We start from the raw sequence: 23103 nt of genomic DNA, 5'->3' as shown, positions 1-23103 counted from the left end.
CCGTGGCCGGCGAACAGCACCTGGCGCTCGACTCCATCGACGACTACCTCGGCCCGAGCGAGACCCGCTTCTTCTCGCGCGGCTACCAGCGGGCCGCGTACCGGGTCGCGGACGTCGTCGTCACCCCGGCCGACGCGCCCGACGCGGGCGTACGGGCCACGGTGGACGTCACCTACCCCGCCGACTGGTCCCGCAAGAAGGACGGCACCGACCTGCGGCCCCATCTGAGCACCGTCGACGCCCTCGTCCTCGGTGTCCAGCTCGCCGAACTCCACCTCGCGCACGGCTACGGGCTCGACGGCGCGGGCCGGGCGCGGATGCGGCTGCGCAAGGTCGTCCTGCGGGCCGGCGGGGCGCCGCAGGAGGAGCTGACGGGCATCCCGCTCGCGGCCCGTCTGGTGCGGACCGAGGAAGTGCCCGAGCCGACCGGGCGTTTCCTGTCCGTGCACGACTGCACGGTGGGCAACCTGCGCGTGCGGTGCGAGATCGAGCACGACATCGCCGTCCGCACGGTGGAGGAGGCGCGCCACGAGAGCCTGGAGAAGGCGCTCGGGCCCGGCACGGAGCGCTTCTGGGGCGAGGGGTTCAAGAACCGGCGGCACTTCATCCGCGACGTCGGCATCGACATGGACGCCCTCACCGCGCGCGCCGCGGTGCACTTCGCGCCGGAGCGGGACACGGGCCGGGAGGGCATCGACGGCGGCACCCAGCCGTCCGTCTCCCTCATCGACGCCTTCGTGGTCAACCTCCAGCTGGTCCAGGTCCTGATGTACGAGCTGGACTCGATCAGCCGGGCCGAGAGCAACACGCTGTGGATGATGCAGACGGTCCTGGAGGCGCCGTCGGCCGGCTCCCCGCTGGACGCCGACGCCCCGCTCGTCGCCGAGGCCGCCCTCACCGGCAAGCGCCTGCTGCCCCTGCGCGGCGGCATCTGGCGCAGCGTCGAGATCAAGGCCTCCCTGGCCGGTGCCCAGCTCCGCTGCGGCTTCGCCCACGAACTCCCGCCGCAGGCAGCCACCACGGCGGCCTGACCCGCACCGACACCGGCCCCCGCGTCCGCCAGGGACGCGGGGGCAGCGGGCCCTGCCCATGCAGGGGCACCCCCACCCACCCCGAACGGAGGTTGCAGCACAGTGGATCAGGCGCTGCTCGACTGGTTCCGGAGCGTGCCGGACGAAGCGGACGACGCCGGTGGCGGCGGGGCTCCGGCCGAGGTAACCCCGCCCACGCGAGCGGAGTTGGCGGCCGCCGGTGACGTACGGCGGGAGCGGATGGTCGGTGACTACCTGTCCCGGGAGATCGGCCGGGTGCTGAACTGCCCGGCGGAGAACGTCGACCACGACCAGACCATGACCGACCTCGGGATCGGTTCCATGGCGGGACTGGAGTTGCAGCGCAGGATCCGGGAGGCGCTCGGCACCGCGCCCACCCTCCCCGCGATCCTGCGCGCCGAGAACACCCACGCGCTGACCCGGCACCTCCTGGGCCTGCTCGGCGTACCCACGGCAGGAGTCCCGTCAGCGTGAGACTGCCCATACCCGCACCAGGCGACGCCGACCTGTGGCTGCTGCGCCAGCCCCGGCTCGGCACCTGCACCGGCGAACTCGACCTGACCGAACTGGACGAGGCCGAACAGAGCCGGGCCGGCACCTGCCGTCGCGAGGCAGGCCGGCTCCTGTACTCGTCGGCGCACATCGCCCTGCGCCGGCTGCTCGGCGCCTACCTGGGCGCCGAGCCGCGCGGGCTCCGCTTCGGCCGGGCGTCCTGCCCGTGCTGCGGGCAGCCGCACGGCCGGCCCGTCCTCGAAGCCCCCGCGTCCGACCTGCACTTCTCCCTGTCCCACAGCGCCGGCATGGCCCTGATCGGCGTCTCGACCCTGCCGATCGGCGTGGACGTCGAGAAGGTCCCCTCCCGGGAGACCGTCCGCGTGTGCACCCCCGCCCTGCACCCCGACGAGCGGAGCGAACTCCTCGCCACCGGCCCCGGCACCGTCGCGTTCGGGCAGCTGTGGACGCGCAAGGAGGCCTACCTCAAGGGCATCGGCACCGGCCTCGCCCGCGACCTGGCCGCCGACTACCTCGGGGCCGACAGCGGCCGCCACCCCCACCGCTGGACCCTCCACGACGTACCGTGCGGCCCCCGCCACACCGCCGCCGCCGCGCTGCGCGACCAGCCCGCGGGCGCCCGGCTGCGTGTGCACTGGCTCCCCATGGACTGCCTGTACAAGGAGAAACCGATGCCCCTGGGCAAGCAGAACACCTTCCTCGGCGAACTGGTCGCCTGAGATGCCCGTCTACGACGTCACCGGCACAGCCGGCCCCGAACCGCCCTTCACCCTGGTGCTGCTGCACCACGCCGGCGGCTCCGCCCGCGGCTTCGCGCCGCTGCTGCCCCATCTCCCGCGCGGGTGGCGGGTGCTCGGCGCCGACCTGCCGGGCCGGCTGCTGGACCGCACCCGCCCCTCCTGCCGTACCGCCGGCGAGGCCGTCGACCACCTGTGCCGGGCCCTGCGCCCCGAACTCGCCGGGCCGTACGGCGTGTTCGGCCACAGCATGGGCGCGCTGCTGGCGTTCGAACTGGTGCGACGGCTGGAGACCGAGGCCCGACCGCCCTGCTGGCTCGGGGTGTCGGCGGTCCTGCCGCCGCCGGCCCACGGCACCGGCCCGGCCGCCCGGCCGTCCCACCGCGTGCTCCGGTACCTGCACGGCCTGGGCGGCACCCCCGCCGGAACCGACAGCCGTACCGCCCTGGCCCGGCTGGTGGCCCGTACCGTCCGCCAGGACCTGGAGGTGGTCGACAGCTACGCCTACGTCGACGGCCCGCCGCTGCGCACGGCCCTGTCGGTGTTCGGCGGCGAGGACGACCCGCTGGCGCCCCCGGACCTGCTGCGCCGGTGGTCGGCGCACTCCCGCCGCCCGCTGGGCTGCCACCTCTGGCCCGGCGGCCACTTCTACCTCTTCGACCACGCCGAGGACGTCACCTCGCGCCTGGTGCACACCTGCCACTCGCTGCTCGCCGGCGACGCCACCCGGCCCTGACCCGCCCGGCCGCACGGCGGAAGCCCCCCGGAACCGACGTTTCCGGGGGACTTCCGGGCCGCGGCTACTGGCGGGTGCCGGTCGCGGCGGCGCGCACGATCCGGTCCAGGAGCCGGTGGTGCTCGACGGCGTGCGCGAAGTCGGGCACCGTCCGCGTGCCCTCCTCGATGTCCCGGCGCAGCTGGGCGTAGGCGTTGGCGACCGCCGTCGGCTCCCCGCTCACGCCCGGCACCAGCTGGTACCGCTCCGGCACGGGCAGCTCGGCGAGCTTCTCGTCGCCGCGCGCGCCCCGGAGGGTGAACCGGCCGAACTGGAGGTGCCCGGTGTCCCCGGTGACCACCAGGTCGCCCTCGGTGCCGTTGATCTCCCACAGCAGGTTGGTGGACCGGCTGGAGCCGCCGCGGTAGTGGAGGGAGGCGACCGCGCCGCTCTCCAGCACACCGGAGACGGCGATCTGGTCCTCGGCGGTCTGCGGCAGCCACTCCCCGGTCTCCGCGACCCGCACCCGGCCGCGCCGGGTGGCCGTGGTGGCGGTCAGCTCGGCGAAGCCCGACAGGCACATGGTCAGCGCGTCGAGGGTGTGCCCGAACGGGATGGTCATCAGCGTGGCCCCGGTGGCACGGTCAGCGGTGTACGCGCCGCGGGCGCCCACGACGGGACCCCAGCCGCCGCCGGAGCCCACCAGGGTGGTGGACAGCACCTCGCCCACGTACCCCTCGGCGATCAGGTCGCGCAGATAGCGCACGGCCGGGACCGAGCGGGCCTGCAGACCGACCGCGGTACGCACCCCGCGCCGCTCGGCGAGCGCCGCCAGCGCCTCCGCCTCCTGCAGGCCGACGGCCAGCGGCCACTCGCTGAGCACCATCGTGCCCGCCTCCAGCGCGGGCTCGATCAGCTCGCGGTGCCGGGGCACCTTGACCGACACGACGACGAGGTCGATGTCCTCGTGGGCGGCGAGCTCGGCGACATCGGTGAAGGCCAGCGGCACCCCGTACTTCTCGGCGGACCGCTGCGCGGACTCGGGCGAGGAGGCCGTCAGTCCGCGCAGCTCGAAGCCTTCCACCGCGGCGAGCGCGGGCAGGTGGCCGCGGGATCCCCAGCCGCCGTCGGCGCTCAGACCGACGATGCCGACGCCGAGGGTCCCCGGGGAACCGGTGCTCTGTGTCATGAAGGGTCAACCCACTCACTGTTGTTCGGAGAACTGTTCATCAGGCGGCCAGCCGCTCGTACGACCCGCGGTAGAACACCAGCGGTGCCCCGTCCCCACGGCTGCCGAGCCGGTGGACACGGGCGATGACGACGTCGTGGTCCCCGGCCGGGTACTCCGCCTCCACCGAGCATTCCAGCCAGCCGATGGCACCGTCCAGAACGGGCGTTCCGGCCGGTGTGGCATGCCACTTGACGCCCCGGAACTTCCCGGGGCCGCTCCTGGCCAGACGGCTGCTCAGTTCGCGCTGGTCCGCACCGAGGATGTTGACGCAGAAGCGTTCGGCGGCCCGGACCCGGGGCCAGCTCGTGCTCGTCCGCGCGATGCAGAAGAGGACGAGTGCCGGATCGAGGGAGACCGAGGTGAAGGAGTTCACCGCGAGGCCGACCGGTGCCGGTTCGCCTGCGCGAACCGCGGTCACCGCCACGACGCCGGTGGTGAACCGGCCCAGCGTGGCGCGGAATTCCTCGTGGCTGACGCGGGCGACGGAATCTGTCGACGAGGGCATGCCTCCATCCTTGGGCCGGCGCCCACCCGCAACAAGTGCGTACGCAAAGTAGTGGTGACACCAACACGCCCGGCGGCGGCAGCGGCATTCCGGCCGAGTGTAGACGCGCAGCGTCACTCTGGGTGTGCGAAGCGTGGAATTCGGAGCGGAGGGGGAGCACAGTCAGCGTGGGCGCAGAGGCGGACGAAAGGGTGGCGCGGTGAAGCCTGCCGTCGGCAGTCATGTGGTGGACACCCGTACCGGCAAGGTCGGCGTCGTGATGGGGCACGAGGGGCCGTACGTACAGCTCAGACCCTACGGCGGCGGGCGGGAGTGGGACGCGGAGCCGGGCGCGCTGCGCACCGCGACCCCGGCGGAGCGGCTGAGCGCGGCGACCGCCCACGCCAACGCCCGCAGCCGCGGGGAGGCGCTCTAGCGGCCCCCGGCATGGGCGAGAATGGTGTCATGAGTCTGTTCCGCGACGACGGCATCGTGCTGCGCACCCAGAAGCTGGGTGAGGCGGACCGGATCATCACGCTGCTCACCCGCGGACACGGACGGGTGCGGGCCGTGGCGCGCGGGGTGCGGCGCACCAAGTCGAAGTTCGGGGCCCGGCTGGAGCCCTTCTCCCACGTCGACGTGCAGTTCTTCGCGCGCGGGAGCGAGCTGGTCGGGCGCGGACTGCCGCTGTGCACCCAGAGCGAGACGATCGCTCCGTACGGCGGCGGGATCGTCACCGACTACGCCCGGTACACCGCCGGGACCGCCATGCTGGAGACCGCCGAGCGGTTCACCGACCACGAGGGCGAGCCGGCCGTGCAGCAGTACCTGCTGCTCGTCGGGGCGCTGCGGACGCTCGCCCGGGGCGAGCACGCGCCGCACCTGGTCCTCGACGCCTTCCTGCTGCGCTCCCTCGCCGTGAACGGGTACGCGCCCAGCTTCGACGCCTGCGCGAAGTGCGGGATGCCCGGCCCGAACCGGTTCTTCTCCGTGGCCTCCGGCGGCTCCGTCTGCGTCGACTGCCGGGTGCCCGGCAGTGTCGTACCGTCCCCGCAGACCCTGGTGCTGCTGGGGGCGCTGCTTACGGGAGACTGGGAGACGGCGGACGCGTGCGAGGCGCGGCACGTCCGCGAGGGCAGCGGGCTGGTGTCCGCCTACCTGCACTGGCACCTGGAGCGCGGGCTGCGTTCCCTCAGGTACGTCGAGAAGTAAGCGCGAGAAGCACGAGCGAGAAGCAGAGGGAGACGAGAGGCACATGGTCGTACGCGGGATCCTGGGGCGCCAGCGGCGCGAGTACAGGGCGCCGGAGCCGCACCCGTCCGGGGCCCGCGCGCCCAAGCTCCCGGGTGAGCTGGTCCCGAACCACGTCGCGATCGTCATGGACGGCAACGGGCGGTGGGCCAAGGAGCGGGGGCTGCCGCGGACCGAGGGGCACAAGGTCGGCGCCGAGCGGGTGCTGGACGTGCTCCAGGGCTCCATCGAGATCGGTGTGCGCAACATCTCCCTGTACGCCTTCTCCACCGAGAACTGGAAGCGTTCGCCCGACGAGGTCCGCTTCCTGATGAACTTCAACCGCGACTTCATCCGCAAGACCCGCGACCAGCTCGACGAACTCGGCATCCGGGTGCGCTGGGTGGGCCGGATGCCCCGGCTGTGGAAGTCCGTCGCCAAGGAGTTGCAGGTCGCCCAGGAGCAGACCAAGGGCAACGACCTGCTCACCCTGTACTTCTGCATGAACTACGGCGGCCGCGCCGAGCTCGCCGACGCGGCCCAGGCCCTCGCCGAGGACGTGAAGGCGGGCCGGCTCGACCCGTCGAAGGTCACCGAGAAGACCATCCAGAAGTACCTGTACTACCCGGACATGCCGGACGTCGACCTGTTCCTGCGCCCCAGCGGTGAGCAGCGCACCTCCAACTACCTGCTCTGGCAGAGCGCGTACGCCGAGATGGTCTTCCAGGACGTCCTGTGGCCCGACTTCGACCGCCGTGACCTGTGGCGGGCCTGCATGGAGTTCGCCTCCCGCGACCGCCGCTTCGGCGGGGCCGTGCCGAACGAGGAACTGCTCGCCATGGAGGCCGCCATGAAGGGCGACCCCGCCTCCTAGGGCCCACCGGGCCCGGGCGCCGGCGCGGCCGGACGGCGCTCAGGCCGTGGCGCACTCCGCACACGTGCCGAAGATCTCCACGGTGTGCGCCACGTTCACGTACCCGTGCTCGGCCGCGATGGCCTCCGCCCACTTCTCCACGGCCGGCCCCTCCACCTCCACCGCCTTGCCGCAGGCGCGGCAGACCAGGTGGTGGTGGTGTTCGCCGGTGGAGCAGCGCCGGTAGACGGACTCGCCGTCGGAGGTGCGCAGCACGTCGACCTCGCCGGCCTCGGCGAGGGACTGCAGTGTGCGGTAGACCGTGGTGAGCCCGACCGAGTCGCCCTTGTGCTTGAGCATGTCGTGCAGGTCCTGCGCGCTGCGGAACTCGTCGACCTCGTCCAGGGCCGCCGCCACGGCTGCCCGCTGGCGGGTCGCGCGGCCCTTCACGGGCGGTCCAGCGGTCGTCACCGGTTGCCTCCTCCACGTCTGGCGTCTGCCCGGGCCATTGTGCCAGCCCGGACCGTCGGCGGTCAGACGCCGACCCCTTCGCCGGCTCCGCGCGCGGCCGGGATCGAGCACTCCGCCGGGTCGCCGGCGGGCTGTGCCGCGGCCGCGGCGCGGGCGCGTCGCCGGGCCACCGGGGTGGCCAGCGCGGTCAGTGCGAGGAACGCGGCGATGGTGAGCAGGACGATCGTGGCGCCGGGCGGGACGTCCTGGTAGTACGAGGTGATCGTGCCGCTGACGGTCACGGCCACGCCGATCGCCACCGCGATCACGAAGGTGACGGCGAAACTGCGGCTGAGCTGCTGCGCGGCCGCCACGGGCACGACCATCAGCGCGGACACCAGCAGCAGCCCGACGACCCGCATGGCGACGGTGACGGTGACGGCCGCGGTGACCGCCGTCAGCAGGTTCAGGGCGCGCACCGGCAGGCCCGTCACCCGGGCGAACTCCTCGTCCTGGCTGACCGCGAACAGCTGGCGGCGCAGGCCCAGCGTGACCACCAGGACGAACGCGGCGAGCACACAGATCGCGGTCACGTCGGACGGGGACACCGTCGACAGGGAGCCGAACAGGTACGAGGTCAGGTTGGCGTTGGAGCCGCCCGGCGCGAGGTTGATCAGCATCACACCGCCGGCCATACCGCCGTAGAAGAGCATGGCCAGGGCGATGTCGCCGCGGGTCCTGCCGTACCAGCGGATCAGTTCCATCAGGACCGCGCCGAGGACGGAGACGGCCGTGGCCATCCACACCGGGGAGGTGGACAGCAGGAAGCCGAGGCCGACGCCGGTCATGGCCACGTGTCCGATGCCGTCGCCCATCAGGGCCTGGCGGCGCTGGACCAGGTAGATGCCGATCGCGGGCGCGGTGACGCCGACCAGCACGGCGGCCAGCAGCGCCCGCTGCATGAAGGCGTAGTTCAGGAAGTACATCAGCTCAGCAGTCCCGTGCGGATCGGTTCGGCGCCCGCGGGTGCGTGCGGGTGTACGTGGTCGTGGCCGGGCAGGGCGTGCTGGCCTACCGCGCGCGGCGGCGGCCCGTCGTGCAGCACGCAGCCGTCGCGCAGGACGACCGCCCGGTCGATCAGGGGCTCCAGCGGGCCCAGTTCGTGCAGCACGAGCAGGACCGTCGCACCGGCCTCGACCTGCTGCCGCAGCGTCCGTGCCAGGACCTCCTGGCTGGCCAGGTCGACGCCGGCCATCGGCTCGTCCATGATCAGCAGTTCCGGTTCGGCGACGAGCGCGCGGGCGATCAGCACCCGCTGGTGCTGGCCGCCGGAGAGGGCGTTCACCGAGTCCTTGGCGCGGTCCGCCATGCCGACCAGCTCCAGGGCCCGGCGCACCGCCTCCCGGTCGCTGCGGCGGAAGACGCCGAAGCGGGTGCGGGACAGCCGGCCCGCGGAGACGATCTCGGTGACCGTCGCCGGGACGCCGCCCGCGGCGGTCGTGCGCTGCGGTACGTAGCCCACGCGCGCCCAGTCACGGAAGGACCGGCGCGGGGTGCCGAACAGCTCGACCGTGCCGCCGCTGACCGGCACCTGGCCGATGACCGTGCGGATCGCCGTGGACTTGCCGGAGCCGTTCGCGCCGAGCAGTGCGACGACCTCGCCGCGGCCGACGGTCAGGTCGATGCCGCGCAGGACGGGACGCGCCCCGAGCTCGGCGGTCACCCCCCGCAGGGCTATGACAGGTTCGCTGGTCATGTCGTCTCCCGTCACTTGGCGCCCAGCGCCTTTCGGAGTGCCTCGAGGTTGGCCTGCTGGACCGCGAAGTAGTCCCGGCCGCGGGACTTGGCGGTGATGCCCTCGATCGGGTCGAGGACGTCGGTCCTCAGGCCCGCGTCGTGGGCGATGGTCTTGGCGGTCTTGTCGCTGACCAGCGTCTCGTAGAACACGGTGGAGACGCCGTCGGCCCCGGCCATCCGCTCCAGGTCCCTGACCCGGGCGGCGCTCGGCTCCGACTCGGGGTCGAGGCCGTTGACGGCCTCCTCGGTGAGGCCGTAGCGCTCGGCGAGGTAGCCGAAGGCGGCGTGCGTGGTGATGAAGACCTTGCCGCGGGTGTGGGCGAGGCCCTGCCGGAACGCGGAGTCCAGGGCGTGCAGCCTTCCGACCAGCTTCCCGGTGTTCTCGCGGTAGTCGGCCGCGTGCTCGGGGTCGGCCTTCTCGAAGGCCTTGCCGACGCCCTCGGCGACCTGGGCGTAGCGCACCGGGTCGAGCCAGATGTGCGGGTCCCGGCCGGCGGACTCCTCGCCCTGGTGGGTGTCGTGCTCGGCCGCGTGGCCGCCGACCTCGTTGCCGTGGCTCTCCAGGGTGGTGAAGGAGGCAGCGTCGATCTTGGTCTTGAGCGGGGACTGGGCCACCGCGCTGTCGACGGACGGCTGGAGGTCGCTCAGGTACAGCACCGCGTCGGACTCCTCCAGCGCGGCGATCTGCTGCGGGCTGATCTCCAGGTCGTGCGGTTCCTGGCCGGGGGAGGTGAGGGTGGTGACGTGGACGTGGTCACCGCCGATCCGCTCGGCCAGGAACTGCATCGGGTAGAACGACGTGACGACGTCGAACCGGGAGGTGTTGGCCGACGCCGCGAGGTCGGAGCAGCCGGTGAGGGTGCCGGCTCCGAGGGCGGTGACCGCGGCGACGGCGGCGGCGGGTATGAGGCGCCGCGCGCCGGCGCGGGGGCGTCGTCGTGCGTTCATGACAGTCATTTTCAACAAATATGGAAACCGTTGTCAACAACGCTCACCAGATGGTCTTGGCAGGGGCCGATTTGGTCGTGGGGGAGGCTGCGCCGGTAACCTGAATCATTCGCTGGAAGCATCTCGCTTCAACGCCCGTCGTCGTAATGAAGAGAGCACCGTGGCCGCCGACAAGATCGACACCATCGTCAGCCTGAGCAAGCGCCGTGGCTTCGTTTTCCCCTGCAGTGAGATCTACGGCGGACAGCGTGCCGCCTGGGACTACGGACCGCTGGGTGTCGAGCTCAAGGAGAACCTCAAGCGCCAGTGGTGGCGCTACATGGTGACCTCGCGCGAGGACGTCGTCGGTATCGACTCGTCCGTGATCCTGGCCTCCGAGGTCTGGGTCGCCTCCGGCCACGTCGCCACCTTCACCGACCCGCTGACCGAGTGCACCTCGTGCCACAAGCGGTTCCGCGCCGACCACCTGGAGGAGGCGTACGAGGAGAAGAAGGGCCACGCCCCGGCGAACGGCCTTGCGGACGTCAACTGCCCCAACTGTGGCAACAAGGGCCAGTTCACCGAGCCCAAGCAGTTCTCCGGTCTGCTCTCCACCCACCTCGGCCCCACCCAGGACTCCGGCTCCGTCGCCTACCTGCGCCCCGAGACCGCCCAGGGCATCTTCACCAACTTCGCCCAGGTGCAGACCACTTCGCGCCGCAAGCCGCCGTTCGGCATCGCCCAGATGGGCAAGTCGTTCCGCAACGAGATCACGCCGGGCAACTTCATCTTCCGCACCCGCGAGTTCGAGCAGATGGAGATGGAGTTCTTCGTCAAGCCCGGCGAGGACGAGCAGTGGCAGGAATACTGGATGGAGCAGCGCTGGAACTGGTACCGGGGCCTCGGCCTGCGTGAGGAGAACATGCGCTGGTACGAGCACCCCAAGGAGAAGCTCTCCCACTACTCCAAGCGCACCGCCGACATCGAGTACCGCTTCCAGTTCGGCGGCTCGGAGTGGGGCGAGCTGGAGGGCGTCGCCAACCGCACCGACTACGACCTCTCCGCCCACGCCAAGGCCTCCGGCCAGGACCTCTCCTTCTACGACCAGGAGGCCGGCGAGCGCTGGACGCCGTACGTCATCGAGCCCGCGGCCGGTGTCGGCCGCGCGATGCTGGCCTTCCTGCTCGACGCCTACGTCGAGGACGAGGCGCCCAACGCCAAGGGCAAGATGGAGAAGCGGACCGTGCTGCGCCTCGACCACCGCCTCGCCCCGGTGAAGGTCGCCGTGCTCCCGCTGTCCCGCAACCCGGAGCTGTCCCCGAAGGCCAAGGGCCTCGCCCAGGCGCTGCGGCAGAACTGGAACATCGAGTTCGACGACGCCGGCGCCATCGGCCGCCGCTACCGCCGTCAGGACGAGATCGGTACGCCGTTCTGCGTGACCGTCGACTTCGACACGCTGGACGACAACGCGGTGACCGTGCGCGAGCGCGACTCGATGAAGCAGGAGCGGGTCTCGCTGGACCAGATCGAGGGCTACCTGGCCCAGCGCCTCGTCGGCTGCTGACCTCCCCGGGGGCACCGCCCCCGGACCCGGGCACGCGCCCGCCCTCCACCCGACCCGGTCGGCTGGAGGGCGGGCGTTCTCGCTGTCAGCGGCCCTGGAGCGCCCTGACGTTGTCGCCGAAGGTCCAGTTCTTCGCGCCGTCCCAGTTGATCGACCACGTCATCAGGCCCTTGAGCGACGTGCCGTAGTGCCTCCAGGCCTGGGAGACCAGCGACGGCGCCATGTATCCGCCGCCGGCGCCGGGCTGCGCGGGCAGACCGGGCACCTGCCTGTCGTACGGCACCCTGATCGTCGTGCCCTGCACCACCAGCCCCTTGTCGAGGCAGTCGGTCTGCGCGGTGAAGCCCTGGACCGTGCCGGCCTGGTAGGAGTCACCGGAGCAGCCGTACATGCTGCCGTTGTAGTACTGCATGTTCAGCCACCACAGGCGGCCGTTGTCCGCGTACTTCTTGACGATCGGCAGATAGGCGCCCCAGATCGAGCCGTAGGTGACGCTGCCGCCGGTGACGTACGCGGTCTCCGGGGCCATCGTCAGGCCGAAGCCGGCCGGCATCCGGGCCAGGATCCCGTCGATGATGCGGACCAGGTTCGCCTGGGACGTGGAGAGTTGGGCGATGTTCCCGCTGCCCACCAGGCCGGTCTCGATGTCTATGTCGATGCCGTCGAAGTTGTACTGCTTCAGGATCGGCACGATCGTGGCCACGAACCGGTCGGCCACGGCGGACGACGACAGGTCGATGCCGGCCGCCGCGCCGCCGATGGACAGCAGGATCGTCTGGCCGGACGCCTTGGCCGCGCACATCTCGGCGGGCGTGGCCACCTTCACGCCGGTGTCCATGCCGTCCTCCCACAGCGCGGTCCCGTCGGAGCGGATCACCGGGAAGGCCGCGTCGATCACGTTGTAGCCGTGCGCGGCGATGCGGGGGTCGGTGATCGGCGTCCAGCCGAAGGGCGGGTGGACGCCGTTGGCGGAACCGTCCCAGTTCTCCCAGTAGCCCTGGAGCACCTTGCCCGCCGGGCGTGACTTCACCGCACAGGTGTCGGCGGCGGAGGCGGCGGGCGCGGTGGCGATGCCGAGGGGGACGAGGAAAGCCGCGGTGAGCGCGGCGGCGAGCAGGCGTCTGACCATGCGGGGCCTCCCGGTGGGTGCGGTGAGGGGTCGGCGGGGTGTCGTAGCCATGACAGTGCGCTGGTCCAGACCTTCCGTCAAGAGGTCTGGACCAATCTGTTCAGCGCGGGTGGCCGGTGGCGGCAATAACAAGAATGGAATGACAGATATTGAAATCTGTCAGCTGTCATGTCACAGTGGAGCCATGACGATGCGAACCAGGAACCTCGGCACCACCGGCCCCCAGGTCTCCGCCCTCGGCCTCGGCTGCATGGGCATGTCCGGCATGTACGGCGAGGCGGACCGCGCCGAGTCGATCGCCACCGTGCACGCCGCCCTGGAGGCCGGCGTGACCCTGCTCGACACCGGCGACTTCTACGGCATGGGCCACAACGAACTGCTGATCGCCGAGGCGCTGCGCACCGCCCCGGCAGGCGCCCGCGACAACGCGCTGGTCAGCGTGAAGTTCGGCGCCCTGCGCGACCCGGGCGGCGGCTGGTCCGGCTTCGACGGGCGCCCGGCGGCCGTGAAGAACTTCGCCGCGTACTCCCTGCAGCGCCTCGGCGTCGACCACATCGACGTCTACCGCCCGGCCCGGCTCGACCCGGACGTGCCGATCGAGGAGACCGTCGGCGCGATCGCCGAACTGGTCGAGAAGGGCTGGGTCCGGCACATCGGCCTCAGCGAGGTCGGCGCCGGCACCATCCGCCGGGCCGCCGCCACCGCCCCGATCGCCGACCTCCAGATCGAGTACGCGCTCATCTCCCGCGGCCCCGAGCGGGAGATCCTGCCCACCCTGCGCGAACTGGGCATCGCCGTCACCGCGTACGGCGTGCTCTCGCGCGGCCTGATCTCCGGCCACGTCACGGCCGGCCGGCAGTACGCCGCGAACGACTTCCGCGCCCACTCGCCCCGCTTCCAGGGCGAGAACCTCCAGCACAACCTCACGCTCGTCGAGGCCCTGCGCAAGATCGCCGAACAGAAGGGCGTCACGGTCGCGCAGATCGCCATCGCCTGGGTGCTCTCCCGGGGCGAGGACATCGTGCCGCTGGTCGGCGCCCGCACCCGCGAGCGGCTCGGCGAGGCCCTCGGCGCCCTGGACGTGACGCTGGACGCGGACGACCTCGCCGCCGTCGAGAGCGCCGTACCGGCGGACGCGGCGGCCGGCGAGCGGTACGCGGCGGAACAGATGGCCATGCTCGACAGCGAGCGGTGACCGGCGCGCCGGGTACCGTCTAGGCATGCCACCGACCAGCGAGATCCTGACCGCCGAGCGCATCCTCGAAGCCACCGAGGAGGTGCTGCGCCGCCACGGCCCGGCCAAGGCCACCGTGGTCGACGTGGCCCGCGCGCTCGGCGTCAGCCACGGCAGCGTCTACCGGCACTTCCGTACCAAGGCGGCGCTGCGCGAGGCGGTCACCAAGCGCTGGCTGGACCGGACCTCGCAGCGGCTCGCCGGGATCGTCGGCGCCGAGGACCGGTCACCGGAGCAGCGGCTGCGGGACTGGCTCGCCGCCCTGTTCGCCGCGAAGCGGCACAAGGCCGGCGACGATCCCGAGCTGTTCGCCACCTACACCGTGCTGGTCGAGGAGCTCGGCGGCGTGGTCTCCGAGCACATAGCCGACCTCACCGGCCAGCTCACCCTGATCATCGCCGCCGGGGCGGAGACGGGCGCCTTCCGGGTGACCGACCCGGCCACCGCCGCCCGGGCCGTCTTCCAGGCCACCGGCCGCTTCCACGACCCCTGTTACGCCCGCGAGTGGCAAAGCCCGGGCATCGAGGAGGAGTTCACGGCGGTCGTGGACCTGCTGACCCGGGGCCTCGGCGCGGCTGCCCGGTGACGGCGGCTGTGGCTGTGGACGGCGCTGTGGCTGCGGACGGGGCTCTGGACGGGGCCGCGGGCGCCGGCCTCACGCCGTGGCCCGCCAGAACGCCCGCATCAGCGGGGTCGGTCGCGGGTCGGCCATGGCCACCTGCGTGAGCAGGATCGCGATGCCGCCGGTGGCCGGGACGAGGTGCGCGGTGGTGCCGGTGCCGCCGACCCAGCCGTAGCGGCCGGGCACGTTCCACGGCTCGGCCGGGGCGATGTCCACCTGGGCGCCGTACCCCCAGCCCTGCCCCTCCAGGAACAGCCGGCCGATCTCCCGCTGGCGGGCGCCGAGATGGTTGCTCGTCATCCGGCTCACGGAGGCCGGCGAGAGCAGCCGGCGGCCCCCCGCCTCGCCGCCGGCCAGCACCATCCGCGCGAAGCGCGCGTAGTCGTCGGCCGTGGACGCGAGTCCCCCGCCGCCCGACGGGAACGCGGGCACCCGGCTCCAGTCGCCGTCCGGGGCGTCCGCGAGCTCCAGCGTCCGGTCGGCGCCCCGCCGGTAGTACGAGGTGAACCTCTCCCGCTTCGCCGCCGGCACCATGAACCCGGTGTCGCGCATGCCCAGCGGCTCGAAGACCCGCTCCGCCAGGAACTCCGGGAGGGTACGGCCCGACACCCGCGCGACCAGCACACCCTGGAGGTCGGACGAGGTGCCGTACAGCCACGCCTCGCCCGGCTGGTACAGCAGCGGCACCCGGGCCAGGTCGGCGAGCCAGACGTCCGGCGCCGGGTAGGCGTGCGGGGCCCGGCCGTCCTTCTGCACCTCGAACAGCGCCTGCACGGCGGGCAGCGAGAAGTCCGACGGGAAGCCCCAGCCGGTGCGCGAGGTGAGCAGGTCCTCGACCGTGATCGGCCGGTCCGCGGGGACCACGTCGTCCACCGGCGCGGACGGGGTGCGGACCACCAGCGGCTTCGCCAGCTCCGGCAGCCACCGCTCCACCGGGTCCGTCAGGGCCAGCCGGCCGTCCTCCACCAGCATCAGCAGCGCCGCCGCCGTCACCGGCTTGGTCAGCGAGGCGATCCGGAACAGGGAGTCCCGGGCCATGGGCGCGGAACCGGCCGTGCCGTGCGGACCGACGGCGTGGTGACCGACGGCCACCACCTCCACGTCGTCCCCGCGGGCGACCAGGGCCACCGCGCCGGGCACGCTCCCGTCCTCGACGTACCGGCGCAGCGTCTCGTGCAGTGCGGTCATGGTCTGGGCCTTCCGTTCGGCGGTCGGGGTGGGGCGGTCGCAGAGGGGTACTGCCGCTCCGTGGCTCTGCTGTGACGACTCCGGCCGCCACCGGAACTCATCGGTCCCCGAACCGCCACCCTCCGCGCTCAGCCGACCGTCCGGGGCAGCCGCAGGCTCAGCAGGCCGGTCAGCACCGGACCGGCGAGTTGCACCAGCAGCGCCCCGACCAGCGCGTCCCGCATGCCGAGGTGGGGCACTAGGGTCAGGTACAGGGTGCCCAGCGTGGCCACGCCCAGGGCGAGCGCCGACTGCTGGGTGGTGACCATCACCCCGCCGCCGACTCCGGCGCGGGCCGCCGGCACCTCGGACAGCACGATCCGCATCACGTTGGGCAGTTGCAGCGCCTGACCGGCACCGGCCACGGCCGCGCCCGGCAGCAGGGAGACGACGTCCAGGTGCGGCCAGTCCCGCCAGGCGGCCAGCAGGATCAGCAGCAGGCCTACCCCCTGGACCCCGGCCCCGGCGGTGACCACCCGGGTGCCGTGGCGCGTGACCAGCCGGGGTCCGGCCAGGGAGACGAGCAGGTACGTCACGGCCATCGGCGCGAGCGCCAGCCCGGCCGGCACCGGACCGAGCCCGGCGCCCTGCTGCAACGCCAGCGCGATCACGAACATGAACCCGCTGAAGCCCATGGAGAACGGCAGCAGCAGCACCAGACCGTGCCGCATGGACGGCACGCGGAGCAGGCTCGGCGGCACCAACGGCGTCCGCCCGGACCGGTCCGCCCGCCGCTCCACCAGCCAGAACGCGGTCACCGCGAACGGGAACGCGGCCAGCGACAGCCAGGTCCACAGCGGCCAGCCGGCGGCCCGGCCCTCGGTGAGCGGCGCGAGCAGCGTCAGCAGGGACACCGCGAGCAGCACCGTGCCGGGGCCGTCCACCGGTTCCGGGTGCTGCGACCGGGTCTCCGGCACGTACCGCGCGCCGAGGACCAGGCCCGGCACGACCACCGGCACGTTGACGAGGAAGATCGCCCGCCATCCGGTCCCGGCGACGTCGGCGGCCACCAGCACCCCGCCGAGGATCTGCCCGACCACCATGGCCAGGCCGGCCGTGGCGCCGTACAGGCTCATGGCCTTCGCCCGGCGCGCGCCACTCGTGGCGGCCTGGATGGTGGCGAGGACCTGCGGCAGCATCGCGGCTGCCGAGGCGCCCTGCGCGATCCGGGCCGCGACCAGCATTCCGGCGCCGGGTGCGAGTCCGCAGGCCAGCGAGGTGAGCCCGAACGCGGCCATGCCGCCGAGGAACAGCCGACGGCGCCCGAACAGGTCCCCGAGCCGCCCGCCGAGCACGAGCAGCACGGCGTACGCGACGCCGTACCCGGCGACGACCAGTTCCAGCACGGCCTCGCCCGCGTCGAGATCGGCGCCGATGGTCGGCAGGGCCACGTTGACGATGAAGAAGTCGACCAGCGGCAGCGCCGCGGCGAGCAGGACGGTGAACAGCCCGGGGCCGCCGAGCGCGGGCGGCGCGGCCGTCGGCCGTACGGCAGGGGCGGTGACGGTTTCACTCATGGCCCCGAGCCTGCGGGACCGCCCAGAGGGGTACCAGAGTCTTCTCATCCCGGTAGCGGAAGTACCCGGCAACAGGATCGGAGGCCCCGCAGCGGCTCAGCCTGGTGGTGGGCCGCCGTCATCCTGGTAGTGGGAGCACCTGGAAACGGGCGGCCCGAGGCGGCACCCTGGGCCCATGACGACCACGGCCCAGGAGACCACCCGGCCGCAGCCGACCCGGGGGGCGGAGATCCGCCGGCACGAGCTGGCCGCCTTCCTGCGCAGCAGGCGGGAGCGCATCACACCGGAGCAGGTGGGCCTGCCGCGCGGGGCCCGCCGCCGCACGCCCGGGCTGCGCCGCGAGGAGGTCGCCCAGCTCTCCGCGGTCGGCGTCACCTGGTACACCTGGCTGGAACAGGCCCGCGACATCCAGGTCTCCGTGCAGGTCCTGGACGCCCTCGCCCGCGCCCTGCGCCTCGACGCCGGCGAACGCGCCCACCTCTTCCAGCTGGCCGGCGCGACCGACCCGACCCCGGCCGCGAACTGCCCCACCATCACACCCGCGCTGCGCGAGATGCTGACCCGGCTGGAACCGATCCCGGCCTGCATCCAGAACAGCCGGTACGACATCCTCGCCTACAACCGCACCTACGGCCGCCTCCTCGGCGACCTGGACGCCGTCCCGCCCGAGGACCGCAACTGCATGCTCCTCGTCCACACCAGCGAGGAGTGGCAGGCGGCGGTCGTCCACCTGGAACAGACCCAGCGGCTGATGGCCGCCCGGCTCCGCGCCTCCCTGGCCGGCCATCTGGGCGAGCCCGCCTGGAAGATGCTCCTGAAACGGCTGGAGGAGTCCCCGGCGTTCCGCGAGAACTGGCGGCGCTACGAGGTGGTCGCCGCCCGCTCCAAGACCAAGGAGTTCCTCAACCCCCACGTCGGCCTGCTCACCCTGGAACACACGGACCTCTGGCTGGGCCCCGCGGCAGGCGCCCGGATGGTGACCTACACCCCGATGAACCCGGAAACCCGGGAACGACTGGACCGGTTGTACGAGCTGGCGTGCGCGGCGGCGCCGGCCTGACGCTCGGCGTACTCGGCACGGACCCCGCTTCTCCGGACTTCGGTGCATCCCCGGATCAGCACCTCCACGGCCGCCCCGTTCACTCGCGCCCGCTACGCCCGCTCCCCGCTCCCCACCGGCTCCAGGATCTCCGGGGACCGCAGGCTCGCGGCGGTGGTCTCGGCCGTTCTGCGGGCCCAGTGGCCGCTGGTGAGGAGGCCGAGGAGGAGGACGGCCGCGCCGCAGGCGGTGAGGATCCACCAGCCGGGGCGGGCGGCCGGGACGAAGGTGTGGCGGTAGGGGGAGGAGCCGATGCCGGAGGCCAGGACCGCGCCGACCACCGCGACGCCGAGGGTCTGGCCCAGCTGCCGGCTGGTGGAGGCGACGGCGGCGGCGACGCCGGCCTGGGCGCGGGGCATGCCCGAGACCGCCGTGTTGGTGATCGGCGCGTTCACGAAGCCGAAGCCGACACCGAAGAGGACGTAGCCGAGGAGGAGCGTGGAGTTGGACGTCTCCGCCTCGAACACGGCGAACAGGACACCGCTCGCGGTCATCGCCGTACCCGCCACCAGCAGCGGCAGACGGGGGCCGCGGCTGCCGACCAGGCGGCCGGAGAGCGGGGCGCACAGGAACGTCGGCGCGGCCATCGGCAGCATCCACAGGCCCGCGTGCAGGGCGTCGAGGCCGCGCACGTTCTGCAGGTACAGGGTGGACAGGAACAGGAAGCCGCCCAGCGCCGCGAACGCGCTGATCGCTATCACCGTGGCGCCGCTGAACGGGGCCGAGCGGAAGAACCGCAGGTCGATGAGGGGTTCCGCGCGCCGGGGCTCGTACCGGAGCAGGGCCAGCAGGGCGGCCACGGCGAGCGCGGCGAACGGCGCGACCGGGCCGGCGCCCGAGGCCGGCGCCTCGATGATCGCGTACGTCAGCGCGCCGAACAGGACGATCACCAGCAGCTGGCCCACCGGGTCGGGGCGGCGGGCCCGCGGCGCGCGGGACTCCGGGACGAAGCGGAGGGTGAGCAGGAGGGCCGCCAGGCCGACCGGGAGGTTGACCCAGAAGATGGAGCGCCAGCTCACCGACTGCACCAGCAGCCCGCCGACCAGCGGGCCCGCCGCCATGGAGATGCCGACCACCGCCCCCCACACGCCGATCGCACGGGCGCGTTCCCGGGGGTCGGTGAAGGTGTTGGTGATGATCGACATGGCGACCGGGTTGAGCATCGAACCGCCCACCGCCTGGACCATGCGGAACACGATCAGCAGTTCCAGGTTCGGGGCCAGGGAGCACAGGGCCGAGCCGACCGTGAACACCACCAGCCCCGTCATGAAGACGCGTTTGCGTCCGATGCGGTCGGCCGTGGAGCCCGCGAGCATCAGCAGCGAGGCCAGGACGAGCGTGTACGCGTCGATCGTCCACTGCAGGCCCGAGGTGTCGGCGTGCAGATCGCGCTGCATGGAGGGCAGCGCCACGTTCAGGGCGGTGTTGTCGAGGCTGACGATCAGCAGGCTCATGCAGCAGGTCGCGAGCACGAGCAGGCGTCGGCGAGGGCTCAGCTCTGGCATGCGTTCCATCGTACGCCGTAATCAATAGTGCGTCTAACTAATGACCCGTACATGGGCTCGGGGCGGGCGGCCCGCCGGGTGGGGGACAATGGAGCCCTGTTCCGTGTCCCTGTGCCGTCCATCCGCTCCGGAGCCCTGACGATGACCCACCCGCTCTCCATCGGCCCGCACGCCGTGACACCGCCCGTCGTGCTCGCACCCATGGCGGGTATCACGAACGCGCCCTTCCGCACCCTGTGCCGGGAGTTCAGCGGCGGCAAGGGGCTGTTCGTCAGCGAGATGATCACCACCCGGGCGCTGGTCGAACGCAACGAGAAGACCATGCAGCTGATCAGGTTCGACGCGAGCGAGCGGCCGCGTTCGATCCAGCTGTACGGCGTCGACCCCGCGACCGTCGGCAAGGCCGTCCGCATGATCGCGGAGGAGGACCTGGCCGACCACATCGACCTGAACTTCGGCTGCCCGGTGCCGAAGGTGACGCGCAAGGGCGGCGGGTCCGCGCTGCCGTACAAGCGGAACCTGCTGCGGGCGATCCTGCGCGAGGCGGTCTCCGGCGCCGGCGACCTGCCGGTGACCATGAAGATGCGCAAGGGCATCGACGACGACCACATCACCTTCCTCGACGCCGGCCGGATCGCCGTCGAGGAGGGGGTGACGGCCATCGCCCTGCACGGTCGTACGGCCGCCCAGCACTACGGCGGCACCGCCGACTGGGACGCCATCGCCCGGCTGAAGGAGCACGTGCCGGAGATCCCCGTGCTCGGCAACGGCGACATCTGGTCGGCCGAGGACGCGCTGCGGATGGTGCGGGAGACCGGCTGCGACGGTGTCGTGGTGGGGCGCGGCTGCCTGGGGCGGCCGTGGCTGTTCGCGGACCTGGTCGCCGCGTTCGAGGGGCGGCTCCAGGACGTCGTACGGCCCTCGCTGCGGGAGGTCGCCGACGTGATGGTGCGGCACGCCACGCTGCTCGGTGAGTGGATCGGCGACGAGTCCAAGGGCGTGGTCGACTTCCGCAAGCACGTCGCCTGGTACCTGAAGGGCTTCGCGGTCGGTTCCGAGATGCGCAAGCGGCTGGCGGTCACCTCGTCCCTTCAGGAGCTGCGGGCCGGGCTGGACGAGCTGGACCTGGACCAGCCGTGGCCGGTCGGGGCGGAGGGGCCCCGGGGCCGTACGTCCGGGAACAACCGGGTCGTGCTGCCGGACGGGTGGCTGAAGGATCCGTACGACTGCGCCGGGGTCACCGAGGAAGCCGAGCTGGACACCTCGGGCGGCTGACCGCCGCCCGGCGCGAAGGGCCCCGCCCCCGCCCGGCCGGCTCGGGGGGGGCAGGGCCCCGGCCGGCTCGGCAGTAAGGGCCCCGGCCGTCAGCCCTTCTTCGGGTGGGGAGTCGAGCCGTAGGCCGTCAGGAAGCGGTCCCGGAAGGAACTCATCTTCCAGACCGGGGCGTCGTGAGCCGGCCGGAGGCCGTCCGTCCAGTTCCAGTCGGCGATCTTGTCGAGCATCCGGGGGTCCTTGGCGACGACCGACACCGGCACGTCACGGCTGGCGTGGTTGCCGCTGACCCGGGAGATGGGCTGGTGGTCGCCGAGGAAGACCAGCACGGTGTCCTTCGTGCCGTAGCGCTCCAGCCACTCGGTCAGCGCGGTCACCGAGTACTGGATCGACTTGCCGTACTCCTCGCGGGACCGGGTGGTGTCGGCGATGACGTCGGCCGCCTTGTTGCCCGCCGCCTCGATGCCCTTGAAGACCGAGCCGTCGCCGAGCCGGTCCCAGTCCACCATCTTCGGGATGGGCGCCCACGGCTGGTGGCTGGAGGTCAGGATGAGCAGCGACATGCGGGACTTCCCGGCGGGCGCCGGCTTGCTGTGCACCCGCTCCTGGTACTGCTGGAGCGCGTACTGGTCGGGCATCGTCGACCAGCTGAACTTCGGTCCCCGGTAGCCGAGTTGGAAGGCGTTGTAGACCTTTTCCAGGCCGTACCACTTCTGCTCCGGCCACCCCTTCTGCACGCCCGGCATGACGCCGACCGTGTCGAACGCGCCGGTCTTCTCGAACGCGTCCGTGAGGCTGAGGTGGTCGCTGGCCATGACCGTGCGGTAGCGCTGCTGGTTGCTGATCCACAGGCCGGACATGGTGGTGGAGTGGCCGAGCCAGCTGCTGCCGCCGTAGGTCGCCGAGGTCAGCCAGCCGCTCTTGGCGTGGAAGCCGGCCTTGGCCAGCGCCTTGGTGCGCACGTCGAGCGTCCGGTCCACGCCGGGCGCCATGACCGGGTCCTCGATCGCGCTGCGGCCGTAGCTCTCGATGAAGGTGAAGATCACGTCCTTGCCGCGCAGATCGGGCACCAGCTGACCGGCCGGCGTGTTCCCGAACGCGTCGACCCGGGCCACCTTCCGGAACTCCGCCTCGTCCCTCAGCGTGTCGGCGATCCGGCGGGCCTGGATCTTCAGCGCGCTCGTGGTCCGGTCGGCGGCGATCGGCACACCGGCGATCTGCAGGCCGAGGGAGGAGCAGGTGATCCAGACGACCCCGGCGACCAGGGTGGCGCGGGTCGCGGTGCCGGGATGGCGGGCGAGCAGCTCGCTCAGCCGGACCATGGCCAGCGCCAGCAGCACGAAGAGCAGCAGCACCACGGCGATCACCCCGGCCACGGCCGCGAGGGTCGCCGTACGCCCGAGGGAGTCCTCCAGGTACGACTCCGCGTCACCGAACAGGCTCCAGTCCAGGACGACGTTGAAATCACGGCCCAGGTACTGGTTGAACCCCATGTCGAACGCGTTCAGCACGGTCATGGCGCCGAGCAGCACCCCGGACACGGCCGCCACCACCACCCGGGGCCGCCGCGGGAGCGCCAGCAGCACGGCCGCCCCGATGACCGCCTCGGCCGGGAGCCGCAGGAACTTCGCGGGCCCGAGCCGCACCACCGTGTTGGGCATCACCAGTGCGGCGACCACGAGCAGGGCGGCCAGCACGGTGACGCTCACGGACAGGGACCGGGCGGCGGCCGGATGCCGTTCCCGCAGGCGCCGCCGCCACGCGGACCAGACGGCCCGGGGGCGGCGGGACGGACGCGGGGCGGGTTCGGTGGTCTCTGCGGCCGCGCCTTCGGTGGTCTCTTCGGCCGCGTCCTCGGCTGACTGGAGCGCACTCATGCCCTCCCGTACGACGCCCCGGGCGCCCCTGTTCACCCCGGCCGGGCAAACACCTGGTCAACACGGCC

23 protein-coding genes are annotated in these 23103 nt (G+C 72.5%); 12 read left to right on the top strand and 11 right to left on the bottom strand.

The window, feature by feature from the left end:
- The first annotated feature begins 2 nt into the window (after positions 1–2).
- The 4 genes from ACZ3ZD_RS06880 (at position 3) to ACZ3ZD_RS06865 (ending at position 3038) form a co-directional block, all read left to right on the top strand.
- Positions 3–1031 carry an AvrD family protein gene (locus ACZ3ZD_RS06880; RefSeq protein WP_467394316.1) on the top strand — a complete coding sequence of 343 codons (1029 nt, stop codon included), beginning with the start codon at positions 3–5 and terminating at the stop codon, positions 1029–1031.
- A 102-nt stretch (positions 1032–1133) separates the two neighbouring features.
- Complete coding sequence (locus ACZ3ZD_RS06875; RefSeq protein ID WP_467394314.1) at positions 1134–1526, top strand: acyl carrier protein; 393 nt, start codon at positions 1134–1136, stop codon at positions 1524–1526.
- Positions 1523–2284, top strand: coding sequence for a 4'-phosphopantetheinyl transferase family protein (locus ACZ3ZD_RS06870; RefSeq protein ID WP_467394312.1), 762 nt, complete (start codon positions 1523–1525; stop codon positions 2282–2284). Before ACZ3ZD_RS06875 ends, ACZ3ZD_RS06870 begins: the two co-directional genes overlap by 4 nt.
- 1 nt (position 2285) lies before the next feature.
- Entirely contained in the window at positions 2286–3038 is a 753-nt protein-coding gene (locus ACZ3ZD_RS06865) for a thioesterase II family protein (RefSeq protein WP_467394310.1), read from the top strand.
- A 64-nt stretch (positions 3039–3102) separates the two neighbouring features.
- Here ACZ3ZD_RS06865 and ACZ3ZD_RS06860 read toward each other — a convergent pair whose 3' ends face one another.
- Both ACZ3ZD_RS06860 and ACZ3ZD_RS06855 read right to left on the bottom strand, forming a co-directional pair.
- Positions 3103–4206, bottom strand: a complete 1104-nt coding sequence (locus ACZ3ZD_RS06860; RefSeq protein WP_467394308.1) for a Gfo/Idh/MocA family protein — start codon at positions 4204–4206, stop codon at positions 3103–3105.
- 40 nt (positions 4207–4246) lie between these two features.
- Complete coding sequence (locus ACZ3ZD_RS06855) at positions 4247–4753, bottom strand: flavin reductase family protein (RefSeq protein WP_467394306.1); 507 nt, start codon at positions 4751–4753, stop codon at positions 4247–4249.
- Between the two features lie 199 nt (positions 4754–4952).
- Here ACZ3ZD_RS06855 and ACZ3ZD_RS06850 point away from each other — a divergent pair, with 199 nt between their 5' ends.
- Genes ACZ3ZD_RS06850 through ACZ3ZD_RS06840 form a run of 3 tightly spaced genes read left to right on the top strand, consistent with a single transcriptional unit; the run spans position 4953 to position 6836 of the window.
- Positions 4953–5168: a hypothetical protein gene (locus ACZ3ZD_RS06850; protein ID WP_467394304.1), complete on the top strand. Its 216-nt coding sequence runs from the start codon at positions 4953–4955 to the stop codon at positions 5166–5168.
- 29 nt (positions 5169–5197) lie between these two features.
- Positions 5198–5944, top strand: a complete 747-nt coding sequence (gene recO / locus ACZ3ZD_RS06845; protein WP_467394302.1) for a DNA repair protein RecO — start codon at positions 5198–5200, stop codon at positions 5942–5944.
- 43 nt (positions 5945–5987) lie between these two features.
- Complete coding sequence (locus tag ACZ3ZD_RS06840; protein ID WP_467394300.1) at positions 5988–6836, top strand: isoprenyl transferase; 849 nt, start codon at positions 5988–5990, stop codon at positions 6834–6836.
- A 39-nt stretch (positions 6837–6875) separates the two neighbouring features.
- On the opposite strand, the gene ACZ3ZD_RS06835 is transcribed toward ACZ3ZD_RS06840, so the two are convergent.
- From ACZ3ZD_RS06835 to ACZ3ZD_RS06820, 4 genes are all read right to left on the bottom strand, one after another.
- Entirely contained in the window at positions 6876–7286 is a 411-nt protein-coding gene (locus ACZ3ZD_RS06835; protein WP_467394298.1) for a Fur family transcriptional regulator, read from the bottom strand.
- A 62-nt stretch (positions 7287–7348) separates the two neighbouring features.
- Positions 7349–8251, bottom strand: coding sequence for a metal ABC transporter permease (locus ACZ3ZD_RS06830; RefSeq protein ID WP_467394296.1), 903 nt, complete (start codon positions 8249–8251; stop codon positions 7349–7351).
- Positions 8251–9021, bottom strand: coding sequence for a metal ABC transporter ATP-binding protein (locus ACZ3ZD_RS06825; RefSeq protein ID WP_467394294.1), 771 nt, complete (start codon positions 9019–9021; stop codon positions 8251–8253). Before ACZ3ZD_RS06825 ends, ACZ3ZD_RS06830 begins: the two co-directional genes overlap by 1 nt.
- An 11-nt stretch (positions 9022–9032) precedes the next feature.
- Positions 9033–10010: a metal ABC transporter substrate-binding protein gene (locus ACZ3ZD_RS06820; protein WP_467394292.1), complete on the bottom strand. Its 978-nt coding sequence runs from the start codon at positions 10008–10010 to the stop codon at positions 9033–9035.
- A gap of 160 nt (positions 10011–10170) precedes the next feature.
- Here ACZ3ZD_RS06820 and ACZ3ZD_RS06815 point away from each other — a divergent pair, with 160 nt between their 5' ends.
- On the top strand, positions 10171–11553 hold the full coding sequence (locus ACZ3ZD_RS06815) for a glycine--tRNA ligase (protein ID WP_467394290.1): 1383 nt from the start codon (positions 10171–10173) through the stop codon (positions 11551–11553).
- Positions 11554–11638: 85 nt separating this feature from the next.
- Here ACZ3ZD_RS06815 and ACZ3ZD_RS06810 read toward each other — a convergent pair whose 3' ends face one another.
- Positions 11639–12682, bottom strand: a complete 1044-nt coding sequence (locus ACZ3ZD_RS06810) for a chitinase (RefSeq protein ID WP_467394288.1) — start codon at positions 12680–12682, stop codon at positions 11639–11641.
- A gap of 184 nt (positions 12683–12866) precedes the next feature.
- Between ACZ3ZD_RS06810 and ACZ3ZD_RS06805 the strand changes: the two genes are divergently transcribed.
- A complete protein-coding gene (locus ACZ3ZD_RS06805; RefSeq protein ID WP_467394286.1) occupies positions 12867–13877 on the top strand; it encodes an aldo/keto reductase in 1011 nt (336 codons plus the stop codon).
- A gap of 25 nt (positions 13878–13902) precedes the next feature.
- Entirely contained in the window at positions 13903–14502 is a 600-nt protein-coding gene (locus ACZ3ZD_RS06800) for a TetR/AcrR family transcriptional regulator (protein ID WP_467394284.1), read from the top strand.
- A 69-nt stretch (positions 14503–14571) separates the two neighbouring features.
- Here the strand turns inward: ACZ3ZD_RS06800 and ACZ3ZD_RS06795 are convergent, their stop codons facing one another.
- Together ACZ3ZD_RS06795 and ACZ3ZD_RS06790 are read right to left on the bottom strand one after the other, a co-directional pair.
- Positions 14572–15726, bottom strand: a complete 1155-nt coding sequence (locus ACZ3ZD_RS06795) for a serine hydrolase domain-containing protein (protein ID WP_467394282.1) — start codon at positions 15724–15726, stop codon at positions 14572–14574.
- 128 nt (positions 15727–15854) lie between these two features.
- On the bottom strand, positions 15855–17282 hold the full coding sequence (locus ACZ3ZD_RS06790) for an MFS transporter (protein ID WP_467394280.1): 1428 nt from the start codon (positions 17280–17282) through the stop codon (positions 15855–15857).
- Between the two features lie 175 nt (positions 17283–17457).
- Here ACZ3ZD_RS06790 and ACZ3ZD_RS06785 point away from each other — a divergent pair, with 175 nt between their 5' ends.
- A complete protein-coding gene (locus tag ACZ3ZD_RS06785) occupies positions 17458–18342 on the top strand; it encodes a helix-turn-helix transcriptional regulator (RefSeq protein ID WP_467394278.1) in 885 nt (294 codons plus the stop codon).
- Positions 18343–18434: 92 nt separating this feature from the next.
- Here the strand turns inward: ACZ3ZD_RS06785 and ACZ3ZD_RS06780 are convergent, their stop codons facing one another.
- On the bottom strand, positions 18435–19886 hold the full coding sequence (locus tag ACZ3ZD_RS06780; protein ID WP_467394276.1) for an MFS transporter: 1452 nt from the start codon (positions 19884–19886) through the stop codon (positions 18435–18437).
- Between the two features lie 141 nt (positions 19887–20027).
- Here ACZ3ZD_RS06780 and dusB point away from each other — a divergent pair, with 141 nt between their 5' ends.
- Positions 20028–21161, top strand: coding sequence for a tRNA dihydrouridine synthase DusB (dusB, locus tag ACZ3ZD_RS06775; protein WP_467394274.1), 1134 nt, complete (start codon positions 20028–20030; stop codon positions 21159–21161).
- An 89-nt stretch (positions 21162–21250) separates the two neighbouring features.
- On the opposite strand, the gene ACZ3ZD_RS06770 is transcribed toward dusB, so the two are convergent.
- Positions 21251–23035: an alkaline phosphatase family protein gene (locus ACZ3ZD_RS06770; RefSeq protein ID WP_467394272.1), complete on the bottom strand. Its 1785-nt coding sequence runs from the start codon at positions 23033–23035 to the stop codon at positions 21251–21253.
- Positions 23036–23103 lie beyond the last annotated feature (68 nt).

This window comes from Streptomyces sp. NPDC023481, from assembly GCF_055560195.1.
Note: the sequence above shows the minus strand (reverse complement) of the source record. Positions and strands in the feature narration are given on the sequence as shown.

Bases quoted from the DNA above. Each gene is read 5' to 3' on its own strand.
- ACZ3ZD_RS06865 (WP_467394310.1), top strand. From the start codon at position 2,286: ATGCCCGTCTACGACGTCACCGGCACAGCCGGCCCCGAACCGCCCTTC.
- ACZ3ZD_RS06860 (WP_467394308.1), bottom strand. From the start codon at position 4,206: ATGACACAGAGCACCGGTTCCCCGGGGACCCTCGGCGTCGGCATCGTC.
- ACZ3ZD_RS06855 (WP_467394306.1), bottom strand. From the start codon at position 4,753: ATGCCCTCGTCGACAGATTCCGTCGCCCGCGTCAGCCACGAGGAATTC.
- recO (WP_467394302.1), top strand. From the start codon at position 5,198: ATGAGTCTGTTCCGCGACGACGGCATCGTGCTGCGCACCCAGAAGCTG.
- ACZ3ZD_RS06840 (WP_467394300.1), top strand. From the start codon at position 5,988: ATGGTCGTACGCGGGATCCTGGGGCGCCAGCGGCGCGAGTACAGGGCG.
- ACZ3ZD_RS06830 (WP_467394296.1), bottom strand. From the start codon at position 8,251: ATGTACTTCCTGAACTACGCCTTCATGCAGCGGGCGCTGCTGGCCGCC.
- ACZ3ZD_RS06825 (WP_467394294.1), bottom strand. From the start codon at position 9,021: ATGACCAGCGAACCTGTCATAGCCCTGCGGGGGGTGACCGCCGAGCTC.
- ACZ3ZD_RS06820 (WP_467394292.1), bottom strand. From the start codon at position 10,010: ATGAACGCACGACGACGCCCCCGCGCCGGCGCGCGGCGCCTCATACCC.
- ACZ3ZD_RS06810 (WP_467394288.1), bottom strand. From the start codon at position 12,682: ATGGTCAGACGCCTGCTCGCCGCCGCGCTCACCGCGGCTTTCCTCGTC.
- ACZ3ZD_RS06805 (WP_467394286.1), top strand. From the start codon at position 12,867: ATGACGATGCGAACCAGGAACCTCGGCACCACCGGCCCCCAGGTCTCC.
- ACZ3ZD_RS06800 (WP_467394284.1), top strand. From the start codon at position 13,903: ATGCCACCGACCAGCGAGATCCTGACCGCCGAGCGCATCCTCGAAGCC.
- ACZ3ZD_RS06795 (WP_467394282.1), bottom strand. From the start codon at position 15,726: ATGACCGCACTGCACGAGACGCTGCGCCGGTACGTCGAGGACGGGAGC.
- ACZ3ZD_RS06790 (WP_467394280.1), bottom strand. From the start codon at position 17,282: ATGAGTGAAACCGTCACCGCCCCTGCCGTACGGCCGACGGCCGCGCCG.
- ACZ3ZD_RS06785 (WP_467394278.1), top strand. From the start codon at position 17,458: ATGACGACCACGGCCCAGGAGACCACCCGGCCGCAGCCGACCCGGGGG.
- ACZ3ZD_RS06780 (WP_467394276.1), bottom strand. From the start codon at position 19,886: ATGCCAGAGCTGAGCCCTCGCCGACGCCTGCTCGTGCTCGCGACCTGC.
- dusB (WP_467394274.1), top strand. From the start codon at position 20,028: ATGACCCACCCGCTCTCCATCGGCCCGCACGCCGTGACACCGCCCGTC.
- ACZ3ZD_RS06770 (WP_467394272.1), bottom strand. From the start codon at position 23,035: ATGAGTGCGCTCCAGTCAGCCGAGGACGCGGCCGAAGAGACCACCGAA.